The organism is Salinarimonas sp. (assembly GCF_040111675.1).
In the GTDB taxonomy this organism is placed as follows: Bacteria; Pseudomonadota; Alphaproteobacteria; order Rhizobiales; family Beijerinckiaceae; genus Salinarimonas.
Genome location: NZ_CP157794.1, coordinates 4,725,285 through 4,751,879 on the forward strand (window position 1 = coordinate 4,725,285; position 26,595 = coordinate 4,751,879).

A 26,595-nucleotide genomic window follows, 5' to 3' on the forward strand; every position below is an offset into this window, starting at 1 on the left:
TCTCGCCTGAACCCGGCTTACGACCGCTCTCGATGCGGTCGTCATCGTCACCCGACGATTTGCCCCGCCCCGAAAGCTCGCCGAGAGACCAGGCCCGTGCCATAAGGCCGCGAAACGATCTTTCAGGCCGGCCATAGATGATCCGCATCGAGAACGTCACCAAGCAGAACAGCCACCGAATCCTTTTCATCGAGGCCTCCGCCACGCTCCAGCGGGCGGAGAAGGTCGGCCTCGTCGGCCCCAACGGGGCCGGCAAGACCACGCTGTTCCGGATGATCACCCGGGAGGAGCAGCCCGACGAGGGGCAGGTCTCCGTCGATCGCGGGGTGTCGATCGGCTATTTCAGCCAGGACGTCGGCGAGATGGCGGGACGCAGCGCCGTCGCCGAGGTGATGGACGGCGCCGGACCCGTGAGCGCGGTCGCCGACGAGTTGCGGGAGCTCGAAGCCGCGATGGTCGACCCCGACAGGGCCGACGAGCTGGAGGCGGTCGTCGAACGCTACGGCGAGGTGCAGGCCCGCTTCGAGGAGCTCGACGGCTATTCCCTCGACGGGCGTGCGCGCGAGGTTCTCGCCGGGTTGGGCTTCGGCGAGGAGATGATGGACGGCGACGTCGGCAAGCTGTCCGGGGGCTGGAAGATGCGCGTCGCGCTGGCCCGCATTCTTCTGATGCGCCCGGACGTGATGCTGCTCGACGAGCCGAGCAACCATCTCGATCTCGAAAGCCTGATCTGGCTCGAAGCTTTCTTGAAGAGCTATCCCGGCGCGCTTCTGATGACCTCGCACGATCGCGCCTTCATGAACCGCGTGGTGGGCAAGATCATCGAGATCGACGGCGGGACGCTCACCAGCTATTCCGGCGACTACGAGTTCTACGAGGCGCAGCGCGCGCTGGCCGAGAAGCAGCAGCAGGCCCAGTTCGAGCGCCAGCAGGCGATGCTCGCCAAGGAGATCGCCTTCATCGAACGCTTCAAGGCGCGCGCCTCCCACGCAGCCCAGGTGCAGAGCCGCGTGAAGAAGCTCGACAAGATCGATCGGGTGGAGCCGCCCCGGCGGCGCCAGGCCGTCGCGTTCGAGTTCAAGCCCGCGCCGCGCTCGGGGGACGACGTGATCAGCCTGAAGGGCGTCCACAAACGCTACGGCAGCCGGCGCATCTACGAGGGGCTCGACTTCGTCGTGCGCCGCAAGGAGCGCTGGTGCGTCATGGGCGTCAACGGCGCCGGCAAGTCGACACTGCTCAAGCTCGCCGCCGGCGCCATCGAGCCCGACGACGGGGCGGTGGCCATCGGCAGCAGCGTCAAGATGGGCTATTTCGCCCAGCACACGATGGAGGTGCTCGACGGCGACCGCACCGTGTTCCAGTCGCTCGAGGACGCCTTCCCGCAGGCCGGCCAGGGCTCGTTGCGCGCGCTCGCGGGATGTTTCGGCTTCTCGGGCGACGACGCCGAGAAGAAATGCCGGGTCCTCTCGGGTGGAGAGAAGGCGCGCCTCGTCATGGCCAAGATGCTGTTCGACCCGCCGAACCTGCTGGTGCTCGACGAGCCGACGAACCACCTGGACATCGCCACCAAGGAGATGCTCATCGCCGCCCTGGCGCGCTACGAGGGCACCATGCTGTTCGTCTCCCACGACCGCCACTTCCTGGCGGCGCTGTCGAACCGGGTGCTCGAGGTGACGCCAGACGGCGTGCACCAATATGCCGGCGGCTACAGCGAATACGTGGCAAGCACCGGGCACGAGGCGCCGGGCCTTCGCGGGTGACGCGCGGCCCGCGACGGAGAGGAGCCGCGAGATCTCGACGGCTCTCGGCCCCAAGCGTCCGGCTCGCCAGCCGTTCGGCATGAGACTGATCCGGATCGTCGATCGGTCGCGTCGCGGCCCAGGCGACCGCATCCGCTGTTTCGTCGACCCCCACGGCAGGAGCGCGGGTGCGATCGGGCGCCCTCGCGACGGTGGCGCTTGAACCGCGGACCTCCGCGTGGTTCGCTCGCGTCGCCCCGAACGCGTCGCGAGCCGCCCCATGCACCAGCTCCTCGTCGAAAACGCCCGCCTGCCAGACGGGACCGGTCCGGTCTCCATCGCGGTGCGCGAAGGAAGGATCGTCGCGATCGCTCCCGCGGTCGAGGGCGACGCGGAGCGCGTCGTCGACGCGGGCGGGCGGCTCGTGGCGCCCCCCTTCGTCGATCCGCATTTCCACATGGACGCGACGCTCTCGCTCGGGCTGCCCCGGCTCAACCGCTCGGGGACGCTGCTCGAGGGCATCGCGCTGTGGGGCGAGCTCAAGCCGCACCTCACCGAGGAGGCGGTGATGGAGCGGGCGCTGCGCTATTGCGACATGGCGGCGGCGCGCGGCCTGCTCGCGATCCGCAGCCACGTCGACGTCTGCGACGAGCGCCTCGTCGCCGTGCGCGCCCTCCTCGAGGTGAGGAAGCGCGTCGCGCCCTGGATCGACCTCCAGCTCGTCGCCTTCCCCCAGGACGGGCTCTACCGCCACGAGCGGGGCGAGGCCGGGCTCCTCGCGGCGCTGGATCTCGGCGTCGACGTCGTGGGCGCGATCCCGCACTTCGAGCGCACGATGGAGGACGGCGCGGCCTCGCTGCGGCGCATCTGCGCCATCGCCGCCGAGCGGGGGCTCATGGTCGACGTCCATTGCGACGAGACCGACGATCCGCTCTCGCGCCACGTCGAGACGCTCGCCGCCGAGACGGTCCGGCACGGCCTGCAGGGCCGCGTCGCCGGCTCGCACCTCACCTCGATGCACTCGATGGACAATTACTACGCCTCGAAGCTGATCCCCTTGATCGCCGAGGCCGGCCTGCATGCGATCCCCAACCCGCTCATCAACATCACCCTCCAGGGCCGCTCCGACACCTATCCGCGCCGGCGCGGGCTCACCCGCATCCCGGAGCTGCGGGCGGCGGGCGTCAACGTGGCGCTGGGCCAGGACTGCACGATGGATCCCTGGTATCCGCTCGGCTCCGCCGACATGCTCGACGTCGCCCACATGGCGATCCACGCCGTGCCCATGACCTCGCGCGAGGCCATGCGCTTCGCCTTCGACGCGGTCACGGTGAACGGCGCGCGGGCGATGGGCTTGGCCGACCCGACGCTGCGGGTCGGCGGGCCCGCGCGCTTCGTCGTGCTCGACGCGCGCGATCCGATCGAGGCGATCCGCCTGCGCGCGAGCCGTCTCGCGGTGGTGCGCGACGGGCGCGTGATCGCGCAGGAGCCCGCGCGCGCGGTCCGGCTCGATCTGCCCGGCCGTCCGGAGACGATCGCGCTCGCCGACTACGCGCCCGCCGCCGAGGATCGGCAGGAGGACTGGAACCGGGACGCCGCCCGTCCTTGACAACGCCGCGCGGCTGGCCTCCGACTTGCCTTGCGACATGAACCCTGCCGCTACGTCAGTGGCGGCGCCCGCCGTACCCCGTTCCCGACGAAGAGGTCGCAAAGCCATGAGCATCCGCCCCACCCGCCGCCACGTCCTCGTCGGCGCTACCGCGATCCTCGCCCTGCCGGCGAGCCTGCGCGTCGCGCAGGCCCAGGCCCCCGTCAAGGTGGCCGGCGTCCACGCCTCGCCCGTCGAGAACGCCTGGAATTCCCGCATCCACGAGGCGATGCGCCAGGCCGCCGCCGACGGCCTGATCGAGTACACCTTCTCCGAAGGCGTCTCCGCGACCGATTACCCGCGCGTGATGCGCGAGTTCGCGGAGAGCGGCGTCGACCTGGTCTGGGGCGAGAGCTACGCGGTCGAGCGCGAGGCGCGCCAGGTCGCGGCCGACTATCCGGACGTCGCCTTCCTGATGGGCTCCTCCGGTGAGCCGGCCGGCGACAATTTCGGCGTTTTCGGCACCTACAATCACGAAGCCGCCTATCTCGCGGGCATGCTCGCCGGCCCGATGTCGGAGACCGGCGTGTTCGGGTCCGTCGGCGGCTATCCGATCCCCGAGGTGAACCTGCTGATCAACGCCTACCGCGCCGGCGTGCTGGAGACGCGCCCCGACGCGCGCTTCCTGAACGGCTTCATCGGCGCCTGGTTCGACCCGGCCAAGGCCAAGGAAGCGGCCTTCGCGCAGATCGACGCGGGCGCGGACATCCTCTTCGGCGAGCGCATCGGCACCGCGGACGCGGCGCAGGAGCGCGGCGTGAAGGCGATCGGCTCGCTCCTCGACTACACCCCGCGCTATCCCGACACCGTCTTCGCCAGCGCGGTCTGGAACTACCGTCCGACCATCGAGGCCGTCGTCGCGGACATCCGCGCGGGCCGGCCGGTCGGACGCGACTACACCGAGTTCTCCTTCATGCAGCATGGCGGCAACGAGCTCGTCTACGAGGCCGGGATGGTGCCCGACGACGCGATCCCGCCGATGGAGGCGCGCCGCTCCGCGATCCAGGCCGGCGACTTCGAGGTGCCGATCGTCACCACCGAGCCTTCCTGATCCGAGCCGGCATCGCGGGGGGACGGGCATGGACGCGACGGCTCACGCCCGGGCGATCCGGGACGGGCGCACGAGCGCGCCCGTCCTCGCGCTCGAGGGAATCACCAAGCGCTTCGGGCCGCTCGTCGCCAACGAGGACGTGAGCCTCTCCCTCGCGCGCGGCGAGGTCCTGGCGCTCCTGGGCGAGAACGGCGCCGGCAAGACCACGCTGACGAACATCCTCTTCGGCCACTACACCGCCGACGCGGGACGCGTCCTCGTCGAGGGCCGGCCGCTCGCGCCGGGGCGTCCGCGCGCGGCGATCGAGGCCGGCATCGGCATGGTCCACCAGCACTTCACGCTGGCGGGCAACCTCACCGTCCTCGACAACGTGACGATCGGCTCGGAGCCGCTCGCGCGCCTGTCGAGCCGACGCGAGGAGGGACGCGAAAAGCTCCTCGCCGTCGCCGCGCGCTTCGGCCTGCCGGTCGACCCGGAGGCGCGGGTCGGCGATCTCTCGGTGGGCGAACGCCAGCGCGTGGAGATCCTGAAGGCGCTCTACCGCGACGCGCGCATCCTCGTCCTCGACGAGCCGACCGCCGTCCTCGCGCGCCCCGAGGCCGAGCGGCTGTTCGCGACCTTGCGCGGCATGACGGCGGACGGGCTGTCGATCGTCTTCATCTCGCACAAGCTCGACGAGGTGATGGCCGCGGCCGACCGCGTGGTCGTGCTGCGCCAGGGCCGCGTCGTCGCCGAGCGGCGCCCACGCGAGACGAACGCGGCCGAGCTCGCCGAGCTGATGGTGGGACGGCGCGTCGAGCGCCCGCGCCGGGCGGCGCATTCCGTCGGCGAGGTGATCGTGCGCGCCGAGGGCGTGAGGCTCGTCGAGGGCGGGCACGCACGGCTCGCCGGCGTGGATTTCGAGATTGCCGCCGGGGAGATCCTCGGCATCGTCGGCGTCTCCGGCAACGGGCAGGCCGCGCTGGGGCGGATCGCGAGCGGCCTCGCGCGGCCGACCTCCGGGCGGCTTTGTCTCGGCGACACCGACATCGGGGCGACGAGCCCGGCCGGGCTCGTCGCCGCCGGCGTCGGCCGCATCCCCGAGGACCGGCACGCGGAAGGCGTCGTCGGCGAGATGAGCGTGTGGGAGAACGCCGTGCTCGAGCGGCTCGACGAGCGCGGCTTCGCGCGCTTCGGGTTCGTGCGCCGGGCCGCCGCCCGCGCCTTCGCCGAGCGGCTGATCGCGCGCTTCGACGTGCGCGGCGCCGGTCCCGACACGCGCACGCGGCTCCTGTCGGGCGGCAACATGCAGAAGCTGGTGCTCGGCCGCAATCTCGCCCGCGATCCCCGTTTCGTGCTGGCCAACCAGCCGACCCGCGGGCTCGACGAGGGGGCGATCGCGGCGGTGCACGCCGAGCTCCTGGCGGCGCGGGCGCGCGGGGCGGCGATCCTGCTCGTCTCGGAGGATCTCGACGAGGTGCTCGCGCTCGCCGACCGCATCCAGGCCATCGTCAAGGGGCGGCTGTCGCGCCCGATCCCGGCGGAGAAAGCGGATGCGCGCACGGTCGGCTTGATGATGGCGGGCGTGTGGGAGGAAGCGGCGTGAGGCTCGAGCGGCGCGCGGACGTTCCCCTCGCGCTCGCGGCGACGGCGCCGCTCGGCGCGATCCTCGCCGCGCTCGCGCTCTCGGGCGTGCTGATCGCCGCGGCGGGGGCGAACCCGCTCGAGGCCTACGCCGCGATGCTGCATGGCGCCTTCGGCTCGCGCCTCGCGATCACCGAGACGCTGGCGCGGGCGACGCCGCTGATCCTCACCGGGCTCGCGGCCGCGGTGGCCTTCCGCGCGAGGCTGTGGAACATCGGCGGCGAGGGCCAGCTCTACATGGGCGCGCTCGCCGCCGTCTGGCTGGGCCATTCCGCCCTCGTCGGCCTGCCGCCGGCGCTCGGCATCCTCGTCATGATGCTCGCCGGCATGGCCGCGGGCGCGGCCTTGCTGATCGGCCCCGTGATCCTGCGGGTGCGCTTCGGCGTCGACGAGGTGGTGACGACGCTGCTCCTGAACTTCGTCGTCATCCTGTTCGTCGGCATGATGATCGAGGGGCCTCTGCGCGATCCCCTCGCCTTCGGCTGGCCGCAATCGGTGCCGGTCGACGACGGCCTTCTCCTGCCCAAGCTCGTCGAGCGCACGCGGCTCCACATCGGGCTTCTCGTCGCGGCGGGCGCGGCGCTCGTCGTGTGGGTGATCGCCGCGCGCACGGTCTTCGGGATGCGCACGCGCGCGGCGGGGCTCTCCCCGCGCGCCGCCGCCTTCGCCGGCGTCTCTCTGCCGCGCACGCTGGTGGGCGTAGGCCTCCTGTCGGGCGCGCTCGCCGGGCTCGCCGGCGCGATCGAGGTCGCGGGGCTCAAGGGCTACGTCACCACCGACCTCTCGCCCGGCTACGGCTATGCCGGCATCGTGGTCGCCATGCTCGCCGCCCTCAACCCGATCGGCGTCGTCGCGAGCGCGCTGTTCGTCGCGGTCGCCTTCGTGGGGGCGGATGCGATGAGCCGCGCGGTCGGCACGCCGAGCTTCATCGCCGACGTCATCGTCTCGGTGTCGCTGCTCACCATGCTCGTCGCCCTCCTTTTCACCAGCTACAGGATCCGCCGATGAGCGAGGCGCTCGAGATCCTCGGCACGGCGAGCCTGTGGGCCGCGGTCCTGCGCATCGCCACCCCGCTGATCCTGGGCGCCCTCGGCGCGCTGATCTGCGAGCGCGCGGGCGTGCTCAACCTCGGCATCGAGGGCATCATGACCCTGGGCGCCATGGTCGGCTGGCTGACGGTCTTCCTCGGGGCGGACCTGTGGACGGGTATCGCGGCGGCGGCCTTCTTCGGCGCGCTCTTCGGGCTCCTGCACGCCATGCTGACGGTGCCGCTGGGGCTCTCGCAGCACGTGGCCGGCCTCGGCATCACGCTGTTCGCCTCCTCGCTGAGCTACTACGTCTATCGCCTCGTCGTCGATGTCGGCGCCTCGCCGCCGACGATCGAGCCCTTCCGGCCGCTGGCGATCGCGGGCCTCTCGGACATCCCCTTCCTGGGGCCCGTGCTCTTCGCCCAGACGGCGCCGACCTACCTCGCCCTCGCCGCGGTGGCGATCACGGCCTACGTGCTCGCGCGCACGCCGCTCGGGCTCGCGGTGCGCATGGCCGGCGAGAACCCCCACGCGGTCGAGGCGCAGGGCCTCGACCCCAACGCCATCCGCACGGGCGCGGTGATGGTCGGCTCGGCCCTGATGGCGGTGGGCGGCGCCTTCCTGACGACGGCGGCGTTCAACTCGTTCTTCCCGCACATGGTGCAGGGGCGCGGCTGGATCTGCATCGCGCTCGTCGTCTTCGCCGCCTGGCGGCCCGGCAAGGCGCTTCTCGGCGCCCTCCTGTTCGCGTTCTTCGACGCCTACCAGCTGCGGCTGCAGCACGTGGTGCAGGGCCTGCCCTACCAGGTCTTCCTGATGGCGCCCTACCTGCTGTCGATCCTCGCCCTCGTCCTCGTCTCGCGCCGCGGCCGCGCCCCCGAGGCGCTGATGACGCCGTACCGGCGGGGAGAACGATAGCGCCCGGCGCTCGCCGTCGGCGGCCGGCCCGCTCGTTCGGAACGGACCGCGCCTGCGCCTCAGCGGGAGGAGCGCGGCGCGGCGCCCCAGGTGTCCGACAGGCGATAGCCCTCGGGCCAGGGATCGTCCGGATCGAGCATGTGCTGGTGCATGCCGGTGATCCAGCCGCGCCCGGAAATTTCGGGCACGATCGCCGGGATGTCCCCGACCCGGGTCTCGCCCTCGATCCGCCCGGTGAAGGTCGAGCCGATCAGCGACACCGCGGTCAGCGTCTCGCCGGGCCGCATCTGCCCGCGCGCGGCGAGCAACGCCATTCGTGCGCAGAGCGCCGTTCCCGTCGGCGAGCGATCGACCTTGCCGGGGCGGATCGCGACGGCGGCGCCCGCCCGCAGCCCGGCGGCGTCGCGCGTCGGCGGACCGGCGAAGAGGCAGAAGGAGACATGCCGCCAGTCCGGGTTCTCGGGATGGGTGAAGCCGAGCTGCTCGGTCGCCGCTCGCGTGATCGTCACCCCGAGGCCGGCGATGTCGCGCGCTTCGTCCGGCGTGAGCGCGAAGCCGAGCGCCTGCGCGTCGACGACGACGAAGCTGTCGCCGCCATAGGCCGTGTCGACGGTCAGCGTGCCGAGCCCGGGCACGTCGAGCGTGGCGTCGAGGCGTTGCGCGAAGCTCGGCAGGTTCTGCACGAAGATTCGCTCGGCCTTGCCGTTTCGGCACTGCGCCGTCACCCGGACCAGCCCACCGGGCGCCTCGAGCAGCATCGTCGTCTCCGGCTCGACCATCGGCACGATACCGGCGTCGAGCAGCACGGTCGCGACGCAGATCGCGTTCGAGCCCGACATCGGCGGCGTGTCCTCCGGCTCCATGATGATGAAGGCGGCATCCGCCCGCGGGTCCTTCGGCGGCACCAGCAGGTTCACGTGCCGGAAGACGCCGCCACGCGGCTCGTTGAGCACGAAGTTCCGGAGCGTCTCGTCCCGCGCGATGAAGCGGCTCTGCTCCCACAAGGTCGCCCCGGGCGGGGGCGCCACCCCGCCGACGATGACGTCCCCGACCTCCCCCTCGGCATGAGCGGAGATCACGTGGATGGTCTTGGTGGTGCGCATGGGGCGTCCCCGGTTCGACGTCGCCGCGGCTCTGTCGCGTCATGCCGGGCGCCGACGCCGGCGTGGTGCTTCCGGGCGCGGATGGGCTTCGCCGTCCGGTAGCGAGGACGCGAGGACGTCATCCCATCCACCTCGGCGGCGCCTCCGTCGCTCTCCCCGTGCGCGCCGTCTCGACGCATTGCGCCAGGCTGCCGAAGCGCATGGCGCGGCCGGTGAGGCCGGGGCCGTAATGGGCGTACTTGCCGGAATTGGTCATCACCACCCGGGCGGCGGGCGGGAAAACCGGTTCCGAGATCGAGCACCAGCACAGATCCGGCACGACCCGCGCGCCGAAGGCCTCGAGCCGGGCGAGCGTGCCGTCGTTGCGGATGTCGGCGAGCGTGGCGCGGCCGACGGTGACGATGGTCGCGATCCGGGCCGTGCCCGTGGCGAGCGCCGCGAGGGTCCGGCATTCGGTGGCCGACGCATGCGGGCTCCCGACCGCGACGAGGTCGACCGGGCCGGCGCCGGCGTTGAACGCGGCCCAGAGGACGCGGAAGTCGGCGAGCCCGAGGACGACCGTGTCCGCCTCCTCCACGGCCGCGAGATCCGCCTCCGGCGTATGCCCCGCGACGTGGAGCATCGGCGCGGCCGAGGTCGTCCCGAAGGCGGCGCAGAGCGCTTTGAGATCGTCCTGCGACGCGCAGAGCGCCTCGCAGCCGACGACGAGCGGGACGCGGTCGGGCGCGGCGCGCCCGACGAGCCAGCCGAGCATCGGCCAGAACGCGTCGTCCACCCGCGTCGGCGCGTCGACGCGCACGATCCGGCGCGGCCGGCGGCTCTCGGCGAGGTAGACGCCCGAGAGCGGCGCGCGACCGGTGAGCGCGATGCACAGATCGAGGAAATCGGGATGCTTCACCGTGCGCGCGCCGAGCACGGAATTGGCGTAGATCACGGCGTTCGATTCCGACCAGCCGATCGCCTCGCCGGGCGCCGGCGCGTCCGGCAGGAGATAGGGCGCGCAGGTGAAGCTCGGCGCGGCGCCCATGGCGACGTAGGCGTCGGCGAGGCGGCTCGCGGGGCCGCCGAAGGCCTCGGGCACCTTCTGCGCACGCCAGTTCTCGCGATCGACCGAGATGGCGTTCGTCGTCGTCGGCACGACGACGCGGGCGCCGAGCGCGACCATCTCCTCGGCGAAGCGCAGGTTCGCCGGGCTCGCGTAGATGCAGCCGTCGATATGGACGCGGGTGACGTCGCACAAAGCCCGCGCGCCCTGCGCATCGGCCATGGCGACGAGGATTTCCATCGCCCGCTGCACGGCGGGGCCGTGCTCGCCGGCGAGGCAGGCGCGATCGCGCGCATCGAGGGCGATCTCCGCCGCGTCGCCGGCCTCGAAAGCGACCGCCTCCCCGTCGATGTCGAGCCCCGCCGCGCCGATCGCGACCCGCCTCGCTCCGGCGATGCGGGCGAAGACCTCCGCCGACACGCGCACCACCGGAAAGCCGCAGCCGAAGAGCCGGGCCGCGACCATGGCGCCGAGCGTCAACACGTCCTCCGCCTCGCGGAAGACGAGCGCCGCCGGCGCACGGCCGTTCAGCGCGAGATCGAGGAGGACGCCGCTTCCGGTGCACGATCCGCGGCTCGTCGGCAGCGCCAGCACGGCGCCCGCGACGCGCGCGCCGTGGAGCGGGTGGTGCGTGTCGATCACCCGCGCATGCGCGGGATCGACGCCGCCCCAGAAGCTCAGGCCCTCCTCGCAGGCGAGAACGGGGCCCTCCGCGAAGCCGGGGAGGATGGCGCGGGCGGACGCCGTCATCGAACGACGAAGCCGTGCGCGAAGGGGTCCCGATCGTCGATGAAGATGGTGTTGTACCCCGTCATCCGCGCCCACCCTGCGATCGAGGGCACGATCCCGTCATGCCCGCCGACGCGGGTCTTCGCCTCGACGCGCCCCTCGAAGACCGAGCCGATGATGCTCTCGTGCCGGAACGTATCGCCCACCGCGAGCAGTCCCTTGGCGGCGCGCTGCGCCATGCGCGCGGAGGTCCCGGTGCCGCAGGGCGAACGGTCGATCGCCTTGTCGCCGTAGAAGACGGCGTTGCGCGCGTGCGCGTGCGCCACCGTCGGCGCGCCGGTCCAGAGGACGTGCGAGAGCCCGCGGATCTGCGGCTGCTCGGGATGGACGAAGTCGTGCGCGGCGTTCAAGGCCGCGCGCAGCGCCTGCGAGAAGGCGATGAGCTCGCCCGCGGTGTGATCGGCGATGTCGCGGAAGGCCGGCTGCGGATCGACGATCGCGTAGAAGTTCCCGCCGTACGCGACATCGACGACGACCTCGCCGAGCCCCGGCACCGTCGCGCGGAGCGCCTCGGCATGGAGGAAGGCCGGCACGTTCGTCAGCCGCACTTCCTCGACGAAGCGCCCTTCCTGCCGGACGGCGACGTCGACCTTGCCGGCAGGCGTCTCGATCGAGAGGCGGCCCGGCGTCCGGGGCGTGATCAGGCCGTTCTCGATGCCCATCGTGATGGTGCCGATGGCGCCGTGGCCGCACATCGGCAGGCAGCCGGAGGTTTCGATGAAGAGCACCGCGACGTCGCAATCGTCCCTGGTCGGCGGGTAGAGGATCGCGCCCGACATCATGTCGTGACCGCGGGGCTCGAACATCAGGCCGGTGCGGATCCAGTCGTAATCGCGCTGGAAATGGGCGCGGCGCTCGAGCATGGTCGCGCCGTGGAGGCGCGGCGCGCCACCCGTCACGAGCCGGACCGGATTGCCGCAGGTGTGCCCGTCGATACAGGCGAAGGTATGGGTGGCCATCGTTCGGCTCTCTCGGGATGGAGGGCGGCCGGATCGTCTCGGTCCTCGATACATGCGCGCGCGGCTCGTCCGCCTCCGCGGGTCGTTCGGCGCGCCGAGCATCGGCTCCGGCGGGCCGATCAGCGTGCGAAGGACGCGACCTCGGGCTGCCGTGACCATTCGGCATACCACGTGTCGAAGAGCGCCAGCTGCGCCTCGACGAAGCCCTGCTGGCTCGGCGAGAGCCGGTCCGTCTCGTTGAAGTGCAGCGCGAATTCCCGGTGCCCCTTCAGCACCATCATGTGCTTGAAGAAGAGCACGAGATCCGGCCCGGCGTCGACGGTCGAGAGCACCCGCATCGCATCGTCGAGCTCCTTGGCGAGCCGCCGGGCGACGACGTCGCCGCGCGCCGCCGCTTCGCAGAGCGCCACCAGGTGCAGCACCTCGCGCGGCAGGACGTTGCCGATGCCCGTAATGGCGCCCGTCGCCCCGCAATTCACGTAGCCGTGGAAGACGCAGGTGTCGACGCCGATCATCAAGGTGACGGCCGCGTCGCGGCTGGTGATGTGCTCGGCCGCGTAGGACAGGTCCTCCGGCCCGCCGAACTCCTTGAAGCCGACGAGGTTCGGGTGCTTTTCGCGCAGGGCGAAGAACAGGTCGGCCTTGGTGGTGAAACCGTAATAGGGGCTGTTGTAGATCACCGCCGGCAGGTCCGGCGCCGCCGCGAGGATCGCCTCGAAATGCGCCTTCTGCGCCGCGGGCACGGTGCCGCGCGAGAGGACGCGGGGGATCACCATCAACCCCGCGGCGCCGACTTTCCGTGCATGCGCCGCATGCGCGACCGCCGCGCGGGTGTTCACCGCACCCGTCCCCACGATCACCGGCACGCCGGCCGCGACGAGCCGCGCGACCCCCTCCATGCGTTCCGCGTCGGTGAGGAGCGGCCAATCGCCCATCGAGCCGCAATAGACGACGGCGCGCATCCCCATGCCGACGAGATCCTCGGCCCGGCGCACCAGCGCGTCGTAATCGGGCGTGCGGTCCGCGGTGCAGGGGGTCATCAGGGCCGGGACGGTGCCCGAGAATATCGCGGCGGACGGCATCGCTTTCTCCTTGCACGGGACCGTGGACGAGGCCGCGGTCGGGTCTCGCGCAGCAGGATAGGCTGTGTATTTTTCTTGTCGACAGGAAAGAGACGCGGACGGATCTGGGCGATCGCCTCAGAGCGGCACCGCCTGCCGGCGGTCGCCCGCGACGAAGCTCTGGATCTGCCGCACGATCTGGTCGGCGTGACCGCTGGCGAGGCGGTCCGCCGTCGTCACGTCGCGCGCTTCGATGGCGGCGATGATCTCGTCGTGCTCGACGACGTATTCGTCCGGCAGCCGATCGTCGAAGGACCTGTAATAGAGCCGCAGGAGCCGCCGCCCCTCGTCGAGCACCCGGCAGGTGAGGAGGCTGAAATAGGGGTTGCGCCCGGCGTCGGCGATCGAGGCGTGGAACTCGCGGTTCGACGCGATCATCGCCAGCGCGTCGCGGGCGGCGACGGCGCGGGCGAACTCGGCTTGGCGAGCGCGGATGGCGAGGAGGTCCTCCGGCCCGTGATGCTCGGCCGCGAGCCGGGAGGTGACGCGGTACATGAGCGTGAGCGCGTCGAAGAAGGCGTTCAGGTTGGCGAGGTCGATGCTCGACACCACGGTCGAGCGGTTGGCGAGCACGGTCACCAGCCCCTCGCCGGAGAGCCGCGCCAGCGCCTCGCGGATCGGCGTGCGCGACATGGCGAGCCGCTCCGCGATCTGGATCTCGTCGATCGGGCTGCCGGGCGGCAGCGTCAGGCTCATGATCTCGTCGCGCAGCGTGTCGTACACGTGCTTGACGCCGGAGCCGCGCTTGCGCTCGACGGGATGGGTTCCGGACGTGGTGCTCATCGTCGACCTTTCGTCCACAAGCAAAATACAGAAGGGACGGACGAGATCAACGCCGACACGCCGCCAGATGCGCCGCCCGCGCGTGCCGAGGCGCCGAGGGGGCCGCCGTGACGTCGGAGCCAGGACGACTCCGCAGCCGGGTCGAGCTGGCGGCTGCATTCTCGCTCAGAAGCATCGTCCAGCCAGTGGGCTCGCAGCGTGTTCCACCTGCCTGTGGCCCCCTCCGGATCGTCCCCGGACCGTTCACCCCGCCCGCGGCTCGCGCCAGCGATGCGCGCGGGCGGCCTCGACGAAGGCGGCGAGCGCGGGGGCGTGGCGCCGGCCGCGGCGGCTCGCGAGCGCGATCGTACGGGTCACCGCGGGGTCGATCAGGGCGCGGCGGTCGAGATCGGGGCGGGTCACCGCGAATTCCGGCATGAACGCGAAGCCGATCCCGCGCGCCACCATGGCCTGGACCCAGTCCTCCCGCTCGGAGCGGAAGCGCGCGTAGAGCGCGACCTCGCGGTCGCGGCAGACCGCCATCACCATCTCCCGCATCTCGCAGGCGAGGCGGTCGACGTAAGGAAGGCCGGAGAGCTCCTCGAGCCGGACCGCGTTGCCGCTCGGCCCCTCTCCCGGCGGGAAGACCGCGACGTAGCTCTCCTCGTAGAGCGGCTCGGCGTGGAAGGCCTCGCCGAGGCCCTCCAGCGGATTGAGGATCGCCGCGTCGATCTCGCCCGCGTCGAGGAGCGCGGCGAGCGCCTCCGGCGCGCCGTCGCGCACGGCGACCTCGACGCCCGGCGTCCTGCGGCCGAAGGCGGCGAGGAGCCCCGCGATGGCGGCGGGGCCGACCGTGGTCATCACGCCGAGCCGCAGGGGCACCTGGTTCAGGAGCCGGAAGTCGCGCGCCAGCGTCGCCACCGCCTCGGTCTCCTCGGAGATGCGCGTGAAATGCGGCAGGAGCCGCCGGCCGACGTCGGTGAGGACGAGCTTGTGCCCGTCGCGATGGAACAAGGGCGCCTCGACCTGCGCCTCGAGCTTGCGGATCGCCGTCGTCAGCGCCGGCTGCGAGACGCGGCACGCCTCGGCGGCACGGGTGAAGCTCAGCTCGCGCGCGGCGGCGAGAAAGTAGCGGACCTGGTGCATCTCCATCGGCGGGCCCTCCACTCGGGTCTTCCCTTGGGTGAGGATAAGCCGAGAGCGCGAAAGCCGCAGCTATGATTCGATAAACGCCGCGCCCTACCCCGCCGCGCGCGGACGTGGCCTGATCGGGATGTCGAAACCCGAGACGGGAGGACCGAGGTCATGAGCGTCTACATGGTGGAGCGCGAGCTCGAGGGCATCGCGATGGAGGATCTCGCCGCCGCGCAGAAGGCGGCGATCGCGACCGCGGAGAAGCACGCCGCCGCGGGCGAGCCGGTGCGCTACATCCGCTCGACCTTCGCGCCGGGCGACGGGCGTTGCCTGTGCCTGTTCGAGGCGCGCTCGCCGGAGGCGGTGGCGCGCGTCAACGACGAGGCGAACATCCCCTACGTCCGCGTCACCGAGGTGCTCGACCTCGCACCGTGACGCGGCGACGCGTCGTTGCGCGCACCAGCGCAGCCGATGCGGGCTCCGCGCGTTGTCCCCTCAGCCAGGGACGTCACCGGAGCCCTCGTCATGCGCTCTCCCCGATCGGCCGGCCGCGCCCGCGCGGCCGGCCTCGTCGCAACCGCCCTCGCCGCGACCGGCCTCGCGGGCGCCCTCGCCGGCAGGGCGGCGCTCGCCCGCTTCCGCGCGGAGCGCGACGTCGCGGCCGCCCGCCTCGCCGCGCGCGGCCGCCTCGTCGCCACGCGCCGCGGCCCGATCGAATACGCCGAGGCCGGCGAGGGCCCTCCCGTCCTCGTGATCCACGGCGCCGCCGGCGGCTTCGACCAGGGGCTCGAGGCGGCGCACGATCTCGTCGCCGCGGGCTATCGCGTGATCGCGGTCTCGCGCGTCGGCTATCTCGGCACGCCGATGCCGCCGGGCGGCGCCTCCGCAGCGGACCAGGCCGACGCCCACGCGGCGCTCCTCGACGCGCTCGGGATCGCGGCCGCGATCGTGATGGCCCTCTCCGCCGGCGCGCGCTCGGCGCTCGCGCTCGCGGCCGATCATCCGCAGCGCGTCCGCGCCCTCCTCCTCGTCGCCCCCGCCATCGACGCGCCCGGCGCCCGGCCGCGCATCGCCGACACGCCGCAGAGCCGGGCCGCCTTGGCCGTCGCGGAAAGCGGCTCGGACCTCGCCCTCTGGACGGCGATGCGCGTCGCCCGCCCCGCCCTGCTGCGGATGATGGGCGTGCCGGCCGGCGTCGAGGCGCGCGCCTCCGCGCGGGAGCGGGCGCGGATCGACCGGCTGATGCGCACGGCCTTTCCGCTCGCCCCCCGCGCCGCCGGCATCGCCGCGGACGCGCGAGGCGCCGAGCCGCCGCCGCTCGCGCGCGTGCGATGCCCGACCCTGATCGTCACCGCCGAGGACGACCTGTTCCATACCGTTCCAGGCGCCCGCCGGGCGGCCGCGACGATCCCCGACGCGGCCCTGATCGTCCTTCGAACCGGAGGCCACCTTCTCGTCGAGCGCCGCCTCGAGCTGCGCGGCGCGGCCCTGGCGTTCCTGGAGCGGCATGGGATGGCGGGCGCGCCGGGCGTGTAGGCCGGAGTGCGCCTCTCCCGGAACGGTCGCGGCGCGGGAGTCATTGTCCCGCCGAACCTCGCCCCTGCTTCGGACCCGCATGCTCGAGATCTGGCTCAAGGCCGCGCATATCGCCTTCCTGTCGCTGTGGGCCGCCGGGCTCGTGGCGCTGCCGGCGCTGATCGGGCCGCGGACGGAGACGCACGACGGCGAGTACGCGCGGCGCATGCGCTTCACGCGCCTCGCCTACGAGCTCGTCGTCTCCCCGGCCGCCGTCTTCACCGTCGCGACCGGAACGGCGCTCGTCTTCGTCGCCGCCTGGGAGACGCCGTGGCTCGCGGCGAAGCTCGTCGCGGTGGGCGGGATGGGGCTCCTCCACATGCTCGTCGGCCGGGGCCTCGCGAGGCGCAGCGCGCGCCTCGAGGCCGGCCCGGCGACGCGCGCCGCGATCGCGCTCGGCGCGGTGGGGCTGATCTCCGCCGTGCTCGCCTTCGTGCTCGGCAAGCCCGATCTCGCGGCGGAGGATTTCCTGCCGACCTTCCTGCTGGAGGGCCGGCCCGTCGGCTTCCCGGGAGACCTCGTCTCAGGGTTCGCTGGAGACGTCGCCGCCGCCGGCGCGCTGCTCGGCCTCCTCCTCCGGCGAGGCGACGCCGAAGCGGTGCTCGAACACGAGCTTGCCGCCGTGCCAGCCGGCGAAGCCCACGAGGACGAGCTGCACCCCGGAGAGCAGCAGACCCCAGGGCAGCACCGCGGCAACGGGATCGTCCATGCGGTGGGCCCAGCTCAGCGCCAGCACGCCGAGCAGCGTCATGGCGATCACGCCGTGCGACCAGGCGGCGGCGCGGTGGCGCGCGCCCGGCACGAGCATCATCTCGCCGAAGCCCGAGAGCGCCGCCGCGCAGCCCATCAGGAAGGCCGCGCCCGCGCCCCACAGGCCGGAGCGGGCGAAGAACGGGTCGAGCGTCCACCAATAGGCCGCGTCCGAGCCCGCGACCCAGAACGCCCCGGCGATCGGGAAGGCGACCAGCATGGCGTGGATCGGGTGCCCGAACAGGGCGACGCGGCTGTCGAGATCGGACAGCGAATCGGGCTTGCCCAGGGTGGTGGTGACGACGTTCGTCCGGTCGGCGCGCATCGGGTCTCCTTTCTCGGGCTCGCCGCCCTCGGCGCGGCGGCGGCGACGGTCTCGGGCTGCGCCGGGCCGCTCTCGACGCTCGACCCGGCGGGGCCTGCGGCGGAGCGCGTCGCGACCCTGTGGTGGATCATGCTCGCCGGTGCGACGCTGATCCTGCTGGGCGTGTGCGCGCTCGCGCTCGTCCCCTTCCTTCAAGCCCGGCGGAGCGATGCGGTTTCACGGCGCGCCCCGCGCGACGGCGTCTGGCTCTTCGGCGGCGGCCTCGCGTTTCCCCTCGCGACGCTCCTCGCGCTGATGCTCTACGCCTTCGTGCTGGACCCCATCGACGACGCCGCGCGCACCGGCGCCGCGCCGCTGCGCGTCGAGGCGGTGGCGCGGCAATGGGACTGGCGCTTCGTCCATCCGGACGCGCCCGGCGGGCCGCTCGAGACGGAAGGGCGCCTGCACGTCCCCGCCGGCCGGCCGGTCGAGGTCGCGATCACGAGCGAGGACGTGATCCATTCGTTCTGGGTGCCGCGCCTCGCGGGCAAGCGCGACGCGATCCCGGGGCGGGTGAACACGATCACGATCCTCGCCGAGCGCCCCGGCGTCTACGGCGGGATCTGCGCCGAGTTCTGCGGCTACGGCCATGCCGGCATGCGCTTCGAGGTCGTCGTCCACGAGGCGAGCGCCTATCGCGGCGTGATGGCCAGCCTCGCGGCCGACCCGCGGACACGGGAGGCGCGGCGATGAACGACCCCGTCGTCGCCGCCCGCCGCTCCAGGGCGATCCGCCTGCATCGCGGCCTCTCCGCGATCTGGGACACGCCGCCTGGCCTCCCGCGCCTCGCGGCGGTGAACCACACCATCGTCGGGCGGCGCTTCATGCTCACGGCGCTCGCCTTCTTCGCCGCGGCGGGCCTGCTGGCGATGCTGATCCGCACCCAGCTCGCCGTTCCGACGAACGACTTCCTGGGACCCGACGCCTACAACCAGATCGTCACGGTGCACGGCACGGTGATGATGTTCCTGTTCGCCATCCCCTTCATCGAGGGGCTGGCGATCTACCTCCTGCCGAAGCTGCTCGGCGCGCGGGACCTCGCCTTCCCGCGCCTATCGGCCTTCGGCTACTGGTGCTACCTGATCGGCGGCACGACCGTGCTCGGCTCCATCGCCTTCGGCGCCGCGCCCGACGGCGGCTGGTTCATGTACGCGCCGCTCTCGACGAAGCCCTACTCGCCCGGCATCGGCGCGGACGTCTGGCTGCTCGGCATCACCTTCGTCGAGGTCTCCGCCATCGCGGCGGCGGTGGAGATCGCGGTGACGATCCTGAAGGTGCGCGCGCCGGGCATGTCGCTGTCGCGCATGCCGATCCTCGCCTGGTACCTCCTCGTCACGGCGATCATGATCCTCGGGGGCTTCCCGCCGCTGATCCTCGGCTCGATCCTGCTGGAGACCGAGCGCGCCTTCGGATGGCCGTTCTTCTCGCCCGAACGCGGGGGCGATCCGCTGCTGTGGCAGCACCTGTTCTGGCTGTTCGGCCACCCGGAGGTCTACATCATCTTCGTGCCCGCGGCCGGCGTGATCTCGACCGTGCTCCCCGTCTTCGCCCGCCGGCCGATCGTGGGATATTCCTGGGTCGTCGCCGCCGTGGTGGCGCTCGGCTTCCTGTCCTTCGGGCTGTGGGTGCACCACATGTTCGCCACCGGGCTGCCGCGGCTCTCGCTGGGCTTCTTCTCCGCCGCCTCGCTGCTCGTGACGGTGCCCACCGCCGTGCAGATCTTCGCCTGGCTGGCGACGCTCGCGAAGGGCCGCCCGGTCCTGTCGCTGCCGATGCTCTACATCCTCGGCTTCTTCTTCGTCTTCGTCGCCGGCGGGCTCACCGGGGTGATGGTGGCGATCGTGCCGTTCGACGAGCAGGTGCACGACACGCATTTCGTCGTCGCGCACCTGCACTACGTCCTCATCGGCGGCTTCGTCCTGCCGGCCATCGCGGGCGTCTACTATTGGCTGCCGCAGATCTCCGGTCGGGTGCCGGTCTTCGGCCTGGGCAAGACCGCGTTCTGGCTGATCTTCGCCGGCTTCAATCTCACCTTCCTCGTCATGCACTGGACGGGGCTCCTCGGCATGCCCCGGCGCGTCTTCACCTACGAGGAGGGGCTCGGCTGGCATCTGCCGAACCTGATCTCGTCCTTCGGCGCCTTCCTGCTCACCGCGGGCTTCGCCCTCGTCGCCCTCGACCTCTTCCTGCAGCTGCGCCACGGCAAGTCGTTCCGGCGCAATCCTTGGGGGGCGGGCACGCTGGAATGGGCGATGCCCACGCCCCCTGCGCCCTACAATTTCGCGAGCCTGCCGCACGTCTCCGATCGCGACCCGCTCCACGCCGAGCCCGCCCTGCCCGAATGCCTCGCCGCGGGCGAAGGCTATCTCGGACGCGTTCACGAGGGCCGCATGGAGACCCTCGTCGTCTCGATGGTGGAGGGGAAGCCCGAGCAGATCCTCCTCCTGCCGAACCAGGACTACACGCCGCTCTGGACGGCGCTCTCCCTCGCGGTCTTCTTCGGCGCCATGCTGGCGGGGCTCTACTGGCTCGCCCCGGCGGGGCTCGTGCTCACCCTCGTCTTCGCCTGGCGCTGGGCGGCGAGCGGGGCGATGCGGGACGATCCGCCGATCGAGGACGCGGGCCGCGGCGTTTCCCTGCCGCTCCACCTCGCCGCGCCGCGCCCGCCGGCCTGGTGGGGAATGGTGTTCCTGCTCCTCGCCGACGCGATCCTGTTCGGCTCCCTCGCCTTCGGCGCGATCTACCTCGCGACCTTCGCGCCCGGCTGGCCGGCGACCGCGCCCTGGGAGCCGGCCTCGGCCGCGGCGCTCGCCGCCGCGATCGCGCTGGCGCTCGCGGGGCTCGCGGGCCCTGCGGCGATGGGCGCCAACCGTCGCGCCGGGATCGCCCGCGGCGCGATGCGGGACGCGCTCCTCGCGCTCTGCGCCGCGGGAAGCCTCGGCGCCCTCGCCGCGCTCGCCTGGCTCGCCTGGGCTCTCGACCCGACGGCGCACGCCCACGGCGCGGTGGCCGGCGCGCTCCTCGCCTATGCGGGCTTTCACGCGCTGATCGGGCTCCTCACGAGCGCCTTCGCCCTGCGCGGGAGCCTCGCCGGCCTCGTCTCCGACGTCCGCCGCACGCCGGTCGAGGTCGCCGCGATGTGGCAGGCCTATACGGCCGCGACGGGGCTTCTCGCGCTCGTCCTCGCCCTCTACGCGCCGGAGGCGCTGCGATGAGCGTGCTCGCACGCCCGATCGGTCTCCTGGGCCTCGCCGTCGGCTTCCTCGTCTGGTCGGCGGCCTTCCTCGTGCTCTACGGGCTGCACGCGCTCGGCTGCGCCTGGGGCTGGGACGCCCGCGCGGCCGGGCCGACGAGCCTGCTGCGGCTCGTCCTGGTCGCCGCCTGGATCGGGCATCTCGCCCTTCTCGCCGGGCTCGCCATTCCCGCGCGCCGGCTCGCCCGCGCGGCGCAGGCCGGGGACGCCCCTGCCCTCCTCGCGCGCACGACCCTCGCCCTCACCCTCGCCGCGCTCGTCGCGACGCTCTGGACCGGCCTTCCGACGATCGCCTACCCGCTCTGCCGCTGAATGCGGAACGGTGGGGCCTCGCCGAAACGGCCGAGGTCCCGAACGGCCAAGCCGCCGGCGCGTTCTCCTCAGGGCGCGCGGCCGCGCCGCGGGAGGACGCATGAAGAAGCTCTACGAGGGATTGGCGCTCGTCTATTTCGTCATCGCGACCCTGGCGATCATGCTGCTCGCCTTCCTCCTCATCGTGAGCGCCATCTGGAACGTCGTCGTGGCCCTGCCGGCGAAGGACGTGGTCGACCCCGTGCTCGAGGGGATCGGCCTCCTCATCATCGGCTTCGCCGTGGTGGAGACCGCGAAGTTCATCGCCGAGGAGGAGATCCTGCGCCGGCGCGAGCTGCGCTCGGCGGTGGAATCGCGCCGCTCGCTGACGAAGTTCGTCACCATCATCGTCATCGCCGCGAGCCTCGAGGCGCTGGTGATGGTGTTCAAGACGAGCCGCGCCAGCATCCCGGACGCCATCTATCCCGCCGCCCTGTTCATCGCCGCGATGGCGGCGCTCGTCGCGCTCGGCGGCTACCAGTGGCTGTCGAGCCGCATCAACCCGGAGATCCCGCCGGGCGACCCGTCCGGCCACGGTCGCGACGGGAACGGCGACGGCGAGCAGCGCTGAGCGCCCGCACGCCGTCTCACGCCGAGGCGGGCTTGCGGGCGCGCCGGAGCGAGACGGTCCCGTAGACGGTGAACGCCGTGAGCAGCAGCACGCAGACGAGGCTCGCCTGCGAGACGGCGAGGCGCGGATCGGCGAGCTGGGCGAGATAGGTGAAGATCAGGTTCGTCGAGAACAGGAGCGAGACCGTCATCGGCTCGGTGCGCGAGATGCCGATCTGCAGGAGGTAGATGCCGATGAACACGCCTATGACGGTGAGCACCGCGATGGTGCCGATGGTCGCGGGCGTGTAGGGCGACCACGAGCCCTCGCTCGCCAGGATCGCGAAGGCGACGACATTGAGCAGCGTGAACCGCACCGTCATGATGTCGGCCGAGGAGAAGTCCCGCTCCGTCAGCGCCTTGGTCACGTAGGTGTTGGTGCTCACCCCCAGCGCGGTGAGGAGCGCCGCGACGACGCCGACGGCGACGGTCGTCCAGGGCAGCGCGCCCAGCCCGCTGAGGCCCTGCGCGGAGACGGCGACCAGGGCGAGGACCGAGAGGGCGCAGCCCACCGCCGCGACGAGCTCCTGGCGGAGGATCGGCGCGTTCGGCCGCAGCCGCGGCGCGAGGGCGAGGGTGATCAGCGGGATCGCGCCGACGATGAGGCCGTTGACCACCGCCGGCTCCAGCGCATCGAGGGCGTAGAGCACGGCGAGCCAGCTCAGCGCCGTCGTCACGTTGATGGCCAGGACGTGCCGCCAGGCGCCGCGCGCCTTCGCGAGGAGCGCGCCGCGCTCGCGATGGGTGGCGAGGTAGACGATCTGGGCCAGCACGAAGCAGTTCACCGCGATGAAGGCCGGCGACAGCGTCACCAGGACGTAGCCCTCGAAAACCGACTTCGCGGCGTTCATCAACGTGTAGCCGAGCACGTAGACGGCGCCGGGCACCACCCAGGCCGCCTCACGCCGCGACATCGTAGAAGCTCTCCCGGTCGAGATGCCGGATCGTGCGGGAATCGCGCACGACGGCGGCCGCGTCCGCATGAGCGAGCACGATCATCATCGGGTAGGTCACGTCGTTGATCGTCACCTTCAGGTCTCCGCCCGGACGCACGATCTCGACGATCTCGCGGAAGGTCTCCAGCGCCTGGACCGCGGGCAGGCCCGGATAGCCGACGAGCCGCCCCGCGCGGCGGCTGATCAAGGCGGTGGAGGAGACGGTGGCCTCGAGCCGGTAGGGCGTCCCGGCCTCGGCGCGGAAGCGCTCCGGCTCGGCGTAGGCGGTGGCGATCCAGTCGATCTGGCTCCGGCCGAGGCCCGTCCGCGCGATGCGCGAGAGCGGGCCGCCCACCAGCCGGGCGCCGAGCTCGACGAGGCGCGGGCCTTCGCGGGTCATCCGGATCTCGAGATGGGCGGGGCTGTCCGTGACCCCGAGCGCGTCGAGGCAGGCGCGGGCGTAGGGCGCGAGCCGGTCCTGCACCTCGCCCGTCGCGGGCAGGAGGATGGCCGAATCGAGCAGGTTGAGCACGCCGTTGGCGGCGACGTGCGTCGTCAGCCAGATCTCGGCGATGTGGTGCACGCCGCCACGGCTGACCGTGTTGACGTAGTACTCGTGGCCGTCGAGGTAGGATTGTGCGACGACCGCCTCGATCAGGTCGCCGTAGAAGCTCGTTCGTCCCACCACCGCGTCGAAGGCCGCGCCGGCTTGCTGCGGCGTGTCGCAGAAGGAGACGCCGTCGTTGAGCGCGGAATTGAGCGGCTTCACCACGATGCGCGCGCCCTGCTCGCGGGCGAAGGCTTCGACCTCGGCGCGGCTGCGGCACAGGCGCTGCGCCGCCGCCGGGACGCCGGCCTCGTGCAGCGCCTCGATCATCGCGTACTTGTCGCGCCGCAGCGCCGTCGTCGTCGGGTCGTTGGTGGGCGCGCCGTGCGCGAAGGCGAGCGCCTCGGCGAGCTCGACGCCGTACTCGGATCCGGCGATCACCTGCTCGACCCCGAGCGCCCGCAGCCGCGCCGCGGTGGCGGCGAGATCGCCCTCGTGCACCACGTTCTCGACGAAGTCGCCGGGCCGGAAGGTCGGCGCGTGCATGGCGAGGAGCGTCGGCCGGCTCTGCACGTGTACGCAGGCCGCGCCGCGCCCGGCGAGCGCCGGAGCGATCTGGTTCGCCGACGAATAGGCGTTGACGATGGCGATGCGTCTCATCGGGCGGCCTCCGCGAGGGGTACGAGGTCGTCGGCGACCGGTCCGACGACGAAGGCGCCGCGCCGGTTGATGGCGTCGAGGCGCGCGATGTCGGCCTCGAGCACCTCGAGCGCGGCGTGCGCGAGGAAGACCGTGGCGCCGTAGCTGTAGCCGTCGAAGGTGGGCGCCGCCCGCGCGCCGAGGGCGGGCTCCTGGTAGAGGTAGCGATAGGTCGGCAGGCGCCGGATCTCGGGCAGGTCCGGCAGGTCGAGGAGCACGCCTTCCTCGTCGACGACGAAGGAATAGTCGGCGACGAAGCCCTCCGGCTCCGGCGTGTCGGGGAGCGCGGTCTCGAAGCCGTGCGCGCGGGCGCGCTCGAACAGCGCGCGCTGCCCCGGCTGCCCGCCGAGGCGGCACAGCGCCGGCAGCGGCTCCGTCGCGAGACGCGGCGCGGCCTTGACCAGCCGCGCCCCGCCGGCTTGCGTGAGCACGAGCTCGAAATGCACGGGCCCGGCGAGGATGCCCAAGGCCCGCGCGAGGCGCCCGAGCCGCTCCGTGAGATCGGCCGGCAGCGCCGCGCGCGGCAGGTTGACGACGCTCGCGAGAATGTCGCGGCAGCCGATCGGCATCAGGATGCAGCGCCAGACGTCGGCGAGGGCGAGGCGCCCGCCCGACACGACGCCGTTGACGAAGATCGGCTGCCCGGGCTCGTGGACGTGCGCGTGCAACGCCCCGCAGCGCGCGAGATAGGCGCGCTCGGCCGGGCTCGGCGGCCGGTCCGGGCCGATCACGAGGGCGGAGCCCTTGGACGAGGCGGAGAGCCGCGGGCGCACGACGAGCGTGCGCTCCGGCGCGGACGGCACGTCCTCGGCCCGGGCCTGGTCGACGGCCTCGAAGGCGAGGTCCGGCTCGACCTTCCGGACGAGCGCGTGCTGCAGGCTCTTGTCGCACAAGGCGGCCGGGTCGGCCTGCGGATTGAAGAAGCCGGCGCGGGCGTTGCGGGAGGCGGCCTCGATCACCTGGGCGTCGGTCTCGGCCAGGGTGAACGGGCCGCGCGGCGTCGCGACCCGCACGAGGCCGGGCGCGAGCGTCTCGACGGGCGGAGCGATCCAGTCCGTCACAGCCCGAGCTCCGCGCGCGTCTGGCCCTCGAAATGGATGCGCCGCACGCCGCCGTCGCGCGGCTGCGTCAGCGCGAAGCGCACGGCGTTCCAGATCGCCGGCTCGCCCAGCAGCGACCCGGGCGCCCGCGGCGCGTACCAGTCCGGCGACAGCGGCTCGACGTTGTCGAAGTCCGGCGGGAACAGGCCCGTGACGCGGATGCCCTCCGGCGCGAGCCGCGCGCCGAGCACGTCGCAGAAGCCGGCCACGCCGTGCTTGGCGGCGTAGAAGGCCGGGTGCGCGTTCGAGCGCAGGTAGCCCGGCTCGCCGCAGACCGAGACCATGGCGAGGATGTCCGCCTGCCCGGCCCGTCGCAGCGCGGGCAGGAGGCGCTTCGTGAGGATCATGGCGCCGGTCAGGCTGGAGCTCACCGTGTCCGCGATGTCGGCGTCGTCGACCTCGTCGAGCTCGCCTTCGAGCCAGCGTGCGGCGTTCAGGACGAGGACGTCCACGCCGGAGCCGTCGCCAGCCACGGCCTCGGCGAAGGCCGAGACGGATTCGGGATCGGAGACGTCGCAAGCGTGCGCCCGCGCCCTGCCGCCACGGTCGCGGATCGTCATGGCCACGGCCTCGGCGGCGTCGCGGTCGCGCGCCGAGAGCTCGACGGCGCCCCCCTCGGCCGCGAACATGATCGCGAGCGTGCGCCCGAAGTCGCGGCCCGCTCCGGTGATGACGATGCGCTTGCCGGCGAAGGGTGCGGCGCTCATGCGGCGGTCTCCTCGTGCGTTGCGGCGGACTGGTCCGGGACGGTGTGGCTGCCCGACGCGTTCTCGGCGTAGAGCGTGGTGGCGATGTAGGCGGCGGCGCCGGGTCCCCAGCGCTCCGGGGAGACGTAGTCGTCGTGCTCGTCGGGCAGGCACTCCGCCAGCATGCGGGTGTTGATGCCGCCGCCGGGATCGAGCGCCACGGCGCGCACGCCTTCGGGCAGGTCGTGCCGGAGCGTGTCGACGATCCCCTCGACCGCGAACTTGCTCGCGCAATAGGGGCCGAGCCCCCAATCGGCGCTGCGTCCCCAGCCCGAGCTCGTGGCGACGAACAGCCCCGACCCGGCGGCGATCATCGCCGGCAGGAAGGCCCGCGCCGTGATCGCCACGCCGAGGACGTTGACGTCGAGCACGCGACGCCATTGCGCCGTCTCGATCTCCCATACCGGCCGGCGCGGGTTGATCACCCCCGCATTGGCGACGACGAGGTCCGGCGCGCCCTCCCGGCAGGCCTCCTCGGCGAAGCGCGCCATCGCATCCTCGTCGGTGACGGAGGCGACGTGCACGAGGTGGCCCGGGCCGAGCGCGTCGGCGACCGCGCGCAGGCGCGCGGCGTCGGTGGCGCAGCCGGCGACGACGGCGCCGCGCGCGGCGAAGGCCCGCGCCAGGGCGAGCCCGAGGCCCTCCGAGACGCCGGTGATCACGACCCTGCGCGGCTCGGCCGGCGCAGGGTCTCGGGTGGCGGACGCAGTGGACGCGGTCGACATGCGATCTCCCGTGGCTGGCTT

24 protein-coding genes and 2 pseudogenes are annotated in these 26,595 nt (G+C 72.6%); 13 read left to right on the top strand and 13 right to left on the bottom strand.

Features of this window, described 5'->3' with window-relative positions; genetic code table 11:
* Positions 1-137 precede the first annotated feature (137 nt).
* The 6 genes from ABL310_RS21930 (at position 138) to ABL310_RS21955 (ending at position 8,007) form a co-directional block, all read left to right on the top strand.
* Positions 138-1,760 carry an ABC-F family ATP-binding cassette domain-containing protein gene (locus ABL310_RS21930; protein ID WP_349369121.1) on the top strand — a complete coding sequence of 541 codons (1,623 nt, stop codon included), beginning with the start codon at positions 138-140 and terminating at the stop codon, positions 1,758-1,760.
* 259 nt (positions 1,761-2,019) lie between these two features.
* A complete protein-coding gene (locus tag ABL310_RS21935) occupies positions 2,020-3,348 on the top strand; it encodes an amidohydrolase family protein (RefSeq protein ID WP_349369122.1) in 1,329 nt (442 codons plus the stop codon).
* Positions 3,349-3,454: 106 nt separating this feature from the next.
* Positions 3,455-4,438 carry a BMP family protein gene (locus ABL310_RS21940; RefSeq protein ID WP_349369123.1) on the top strand — a complete coding sequence of 328 codons (984 nt, stop codon included), beginning with the start codon at positions 3,455-3,457 and terminating at the stop codon, positions 4,436-4,438.
* 28 nt (positions 4,439-4,466) lie between these two features.
* On the top strand, positions 4,467-6,023 hold the full coding sequence (locus ABL310_RS21945) for an ABC transporter ATP-binding protein (protein WP_349369124.1): 1,557 nt from the start codon (positions 4,467-4,469) through the stop codon (positions 6,021-6,023).
* The gene (locus ABL310_RS21950; protein WP_349369125.1) at positions 6,020-7,069 is read left to right on the top strand and encodes an ABC transporter permease; all 1,050 of its coding nucleotides are present in this window, start codon (positions 6,020-6,022) and stop codon (positions 7,067-7,069) included. The genes ABL310_RS21945 and ABL310_RS21950 overlap by 4 nt, the downstream gene beginning before the upstream one ends.
* Positions 7,066-8,007 carry an ABC transporter permease gene (locus tag ABL310_RS21955; protein WP_349369126.1) on the top strand — a complete coding sequence of 314 codons (942 nt, stop codon included), beginning with the start codon at positions 7,066-7,068 and terminating at the stop codon, positions 8,005-8,007. Before ABL310_RS21950 ends, ABL310_RS21955 begins: the two co-directional genes overlap by 4 nt.
* A 59-nt stretch (positions 8,008-8,066) precedes the next feature.
* On the opposite strand, the gene ABL310_RS21960 is transcribed toward ABL310_RS21955, so the two are convergent.
* From ABL310_RS21960 to ABL310_RS21985, 6 genes are all read right to left on the bottom strand, one after another.
* The gene (locus ABL310_RS21960; RefSeq protein WP_349369127.1) at positions 8,067-9,110 is read right to left on the bottom strand and encodes a proline racemase family protein; all 1,044 of its coding nucleotides are present in this window, start codon (positions 9,108-9,110) and stop codon (positions 8,067-8,069) included.
* Positions 9,111-9,228: 118 nt separating this feature from the next.
* Positions 9,229-10,905, bottom strand: coding sequence for an aconitase family protein (locus ABL310_RS21965; RefSeq protein WP_349369128.1), 1,677 nt, complete (start codon positions 10,903-10,905; stop codon positions 9,229-9,231).
* Positions 10,902-11,903 carry a 4-hydroxyproline epimerase gene (locus tag ABL310_RS21970; RefSeq protein ID WP_349369129.1) on the bottom strand — a complete coding sequence of 334 codons (1,002 nt, stop codon included), beginning with the start codon at positions 11,901-11,903 and terminating at the stop codon, positions 10,902-10,904. Before ABL310_RS21970 ends, ABL310_RS21965 begins: the two co-directional genes overlap by 4 nt.
* Positions 11,904-12,022: 119 nt before the next feature.
* Complete coding sequence (locus tag ABL310_RS21975) at positions 12,023-12,985, bottom strand: dihydrodipicolinate synthase family protein (protein WP_349369130.1); 963 nt, start codon at positions 12,983-12,985, stop codon at positions 12,023-12,025.
* A 117-nt stretch (positions 12,986-13,102) separates the two neighbouring features.
* Positions 13,103-13,807 (bottom strand): GntR family transcriptional regulator, encoded by a 705-nt coding sequence (locus ABL310_RS21980; protein ID WP_349369131.1) that lies wholly within the window; start codon positions 13,805-13,807, stop codon positions 13,103-13,105.
* Between the two features lie 243 nt (positions 13,808-14,050).
* Positions 14,051-14,938 (bottom strand): LysR family transcriptional regulator, encoded by an 888-nt coding sequence (locus ABL310_RS21985; RefSeq protein ID WP_349369132.1) that lies wholly within the window; start codon positions 14,936-14,938, stop codon positions 14,051-14,053.
* A gap of 153 nt (positions 14,939-15,091) precedes the next feature.
* On the opposite strand from ABL310_RS21985, the gene ABL310_RS21990 reads away from it, so the two are divergent.
* The 3 genes and pseudogenes from ABL310_RS21990 to ABL310_RS24930 all read left to right on the top strand — a co-directional run.
* A complete protein-coding gene (locus tag ABL310_RS21990) occupies positions 15,092-15,355 on the top strand; it encodes a nickel-binding protein (RefSeq protein ID WP_349369133.1) in 264 nt (87 codons plus the stop codon).
* 90 nt (positions 15,356-15,445) lie between these two features.
* On the top strand, positions 15,446-16,456 hold the full coding sequence (locus tag ABL310_RS21995) for an alpha/beta hydrolase (protein ID WP_349369134.1): 1,011 nt from the start codon (positions 15,446-15,448) through the stop codon (positions 16,454-16,456).
* Positions 16,457-16,535: 79 nt separating this feature from the next.
* Positions 16,536-16,772: pseudogene (locus ABL310_RS24930) on the top strand (hypothetical protein); the annotation flags it as partial.
* Here ABL310_RS24930 and ABL310_RS22000 read toward each other — a convergent pair.
* The gene (locus tag ABL310_RS22000) at positions 16,682-16,939 is read right to left on the bottom strand and encodes a hypothetical protein (RefSeq protein ID WP_349369135.1); all 258 of its coding nucleotides are present in this window, start codon (positions 16,937-16,939) and stop codon (positions 16,682-16,684) included. The pseudogene ABL310_RS24930 and the gene ABL310_RS22000 overlap by 91 nt on opposite strands.
* 79 nt (positions 16,940-17,018) lie before the next feature.
* A complete protein-coding gene (locus tag ABL310_RS22005) occupies positions 17,019-17,570 on the bottom strand; it encodes a DUF2231 domain-containing protein (protein WP_349369136.1) in 552 nt (183 codons plus the stop codon).
* A 96-nt stretch (positions 17,571-17,666) separates the two neighbouring features.
* On the opposite strand from ABL310_RS22005, the pseudogene coxB reads away from it, so the two are divergent.
* The 4 genes and pseudogenes from coxB to ABL310_RS22025 form a co-directional block, all read left to right on the top strand.
* Positions 17,667-18,302 (top strand): annotated as a pseudogene (gene coxB, locus ABL310_RS22010) (cytochrome c oxidase subunit II); the annotation flags it as partial.
* Complete coding sequence (ctaD, locus tag ABL310_RS22015) at positions 18,299-20,824, top strand: cytochrome c oxidase subunit I (protein ID WP_349369138.1); 2,526 nt, start codon at positions 18,299-18,301, stop codon at positions 20,822-20,824. The pseudogene coxB and the gene ctaD, both read left to right, overlap by 4 nt.
* Complete coding sequence (locus tag ABL310_RS22020; RefSeq protein ID WP_349369139.1) at positions 20,821-21,174, top strand: hypothetical protein; 354 nt, start codon at positions 20,821-20,823, stop codon at positions 21,172-21,174. Before ctaD ends, ABL310_RS22020 begins: the two co-directional genes overlap by 4 nt.
* 100 nt (positions 21,175-21,274) lie before the next feature.
* A complete protein-coding gene (locus ABL310_RS22025) occupies positions 21,275-21,784 on the top strand; it encodes a GNAT family acetyltransferase (protein WP_349369140.1) in 510 nt (169 codons plus the stop codon).
* A gap of 16 nt (positions 21,785-21,800) precedes the next feature.
* Here ABL310_RS22025 and ABL310_RS22030 read toward each other — a convergent pair whose 3' ends face one another.
* The 5 genes from ABL310_RS22030 to ABL310_RS22050 are packed head-to-tail and all read right to left on the bottom strand — an operon-like array spanning position 21,801 to position 26,574.
* The gene (locus tag ABL310_RS22030; RefSeq protein ID WP_349369141.1) at positions 21,801-22,736 is read right to left on the bottom strand and encodes an EamA family transporter; all 936 of its coding nucleotides are present in this window, start codon (positions 22,734-22,736) and stop codon (positions 21,801-21,803) included.
* Positions 22,723-23,964, bottom strand: coding sequence for an ATP-grasp domain-containing protein (locus ABL310_RS22035; RefSeq protein ID WP_349369142.1), 1,242 nt, complete (start codon positions 23,962-23,964; stop codon positions 22,723-22,725). Before ABL310_RS22035 ends, ABL310_RS22030 begins: the two co-directional genes overlap by 14 nt.
* Positions 23,961-25,064, bottom strand: a complete 1,104-nt coding sequence (locus ABL310_RS22040; protein WP_349369143.1) for a hypothetical protein — start codon at positions 25,062-25,064, stop codon at positions 23,961-23,963. The genes ABL310_RS22035 and ABL310_RS22040 overlap by 4 nt, the downstream gene beginning before the upstream one ends.
* On the bottom strand, positions 25,061-25,810 hold the full coding sequence (locus ABL310_RS22045) for an SDR family oxidoreductase (protein ID WP_349369144.1): 750 nt from the start codon (positions 25,808-25,810) through the stop codon (positions 25,061-25,063). The genes ABL310_RS22040 and ABL310_RS22045 overlap by 4 nt, the downstream gene beginning before the upstream one ends.
* Positions 25,807-26,574, bottom strand: a complete 768-nt coding sequence (locus ABL310_RS22050) for an SDR family NAD(P)-dependent oxidoreductase (protein WP_349369145.1) — start codon at positions 26,572-26,574, stop codon at positions 25,807-25,809. Before ABL310_RS22050 ends, ABL310_RS22045 begins: the two co-directional genes overlap by 4 nt.
* Positions 26,575-26,595 lie beyond the last annotated feature (21 nt).

Excerpts from the sequence above, each read along its gene's own strand:
- ctaD (WP_349369138.1), top strand. The coding sequence starts at position 18,299 with ATGAACGACCCCGTCGTCGCCGCCCGCCGCTCCAGGGCGATCCGCCTG.
- ABL310_RS21930 (WP_349369121.1), top strand. The coding sequence starts at position 138 with ATGATCCGCATCGAGAACGTCACCAAGCAGAACAGCCACCGAATCCTT.
- ABL310_RS21935 (WP_349369122.1), top strand. The coding sequence starts at position 2,020 with ATGCACCAGCTCCTCGTCGAAAACGCCCGCCTGCCAGACGGGACCGGT.
- ABL310_RS21970 (WP_349369129.1), bottom strand. The coding sequence starts at position 11,903 with ATGGCCACCCATACCTTCGCCTGTATCGACGGGCACACCTGCGGCAAT.
- ABL310_RS21960 (WP_349369127.1), bottom strand. The coding sequence starts at position 9,110 with ATGCGCACCACCAAGACCATCCACGTGATCTCCGCTCATGCCGAGGGG.
- ABL310_RS22025 (WP_349369140.1), top strand. The coding sequence starts at position 21,275 with ATGAAGAAGCTCTACGAGGGATTGGCGCTCGTCTATTTCGTCATCGCG.
- ABL310_RS21940 (WP_349369123.1), top strand. The coding sequence starts at position 3,455 with ATGAGCATCCGCCCCACCCGCCGCCACGTCCTCGTCGGCGCTACCGCG.
- ABL310_RS22030 (WP_349369141.1), bottom strand. The coding sequence starts at position 22,736 with ATGTCGCGGCGTGAGGCGGCCTGGGTGGTGCCCGGCGCCGTCTACGTG.
- ABL310_RS21980 (WP_349369131.1), bottom strand. The coding sequence starts at position 13,807 with ATGAGCACCACGTCCGGAACCCATCCCGTCGAGCGCAAGCGCGGCTCC.
- ABL310_RS21990 (WP_349369133.1), top strand. The coding sequence starts at position 15,092 with ATGAGCGTCTACATGGTGGAGCGCGAGCTCGAGGGCATCGCGATGGAG.
- ABL310_RS22045 (WP_349369144.1), bottom strand. The coding sequence starts at position 25,810 with ATGAGCGCCGCACCCTTCGCCGGCAAGCGCATCGTCATCACCGGAGCG.
- ABL310_RS21975 (WP_349369130.1), bottom strand. The coding sequence starts at position 12,985 with ATGCCGTCCGCCGCGATATTCTCGGGCACCGTCCCGGCCCTGATGACC.
- ABL310_RS21955 (WP_349369126.1), top strand. The coding sequence starts at position 7,066 with ATGAGCGAGGCGCTCGAGATCCTCGGCACGGCGAGCCTGTGGGCCGCG.
- ABL310_RS21995 (WP_349369134.1), top strand. The coding sequence starts at position 15,446 with ATGCGCTCTCCCCGATCGGCCGGCCGCGCCCGCGCGGCCGGCCTCGTC.
- ABL310_RS22005 (WP_349369136.1), bottom strand. The coding sequence starts at position 17,570 with ATGCGCGCCGACCGGACGAACGTCGTCACCACCACCCTGGGCAAGCCC.
- ABL310_RS22050 (WP_349369145.1), bottom strand. The coding sequence starts at position 26,574 with ATGTCGACCGCGTCCACTGCGTCCGCCACCCGAGACCCTGCGCCGGCC.
- ABL310_RS22020 (WP_349369139.1), top strand. The coding sequence starts at position 20,821 with ATGAGCGTGCTCGCACGCCCGATCGGTCTCCTGGGCCTCGCCGTCGGC.
- ABL310_RS21945 (WP_349369124.1), top strand. The coding sequence starts at position 4,467 with ATGGACGCGACGGCTCACGCCCGGGCGATCCGGGACGGGCGCACGAGC.
- ABL310_RS22035 (WP_349369142.1), bottom strand. The coding sequence starts at position 23,964 with ATGAGACGCATCGCCATCGTCAACGCCTATTCGTCGGCGAACCAGATC.
- ABL310_RS21965 (WP_349369128.1), bottom strand. The coding sequence starts at position 10,905 with ATGACGGCGTCCGCCCGCGCCATCCTCCCCGGCTTCGCGGAGGGCCCC.
- ABL310_RS21985 (WP_349369132.1), bottom strand. The coding sequence starts at position 14,938 with ATGGAGATGCACCAGGTCCGCTACTTTCTCGCCGCCGCGCGCGAGCTG.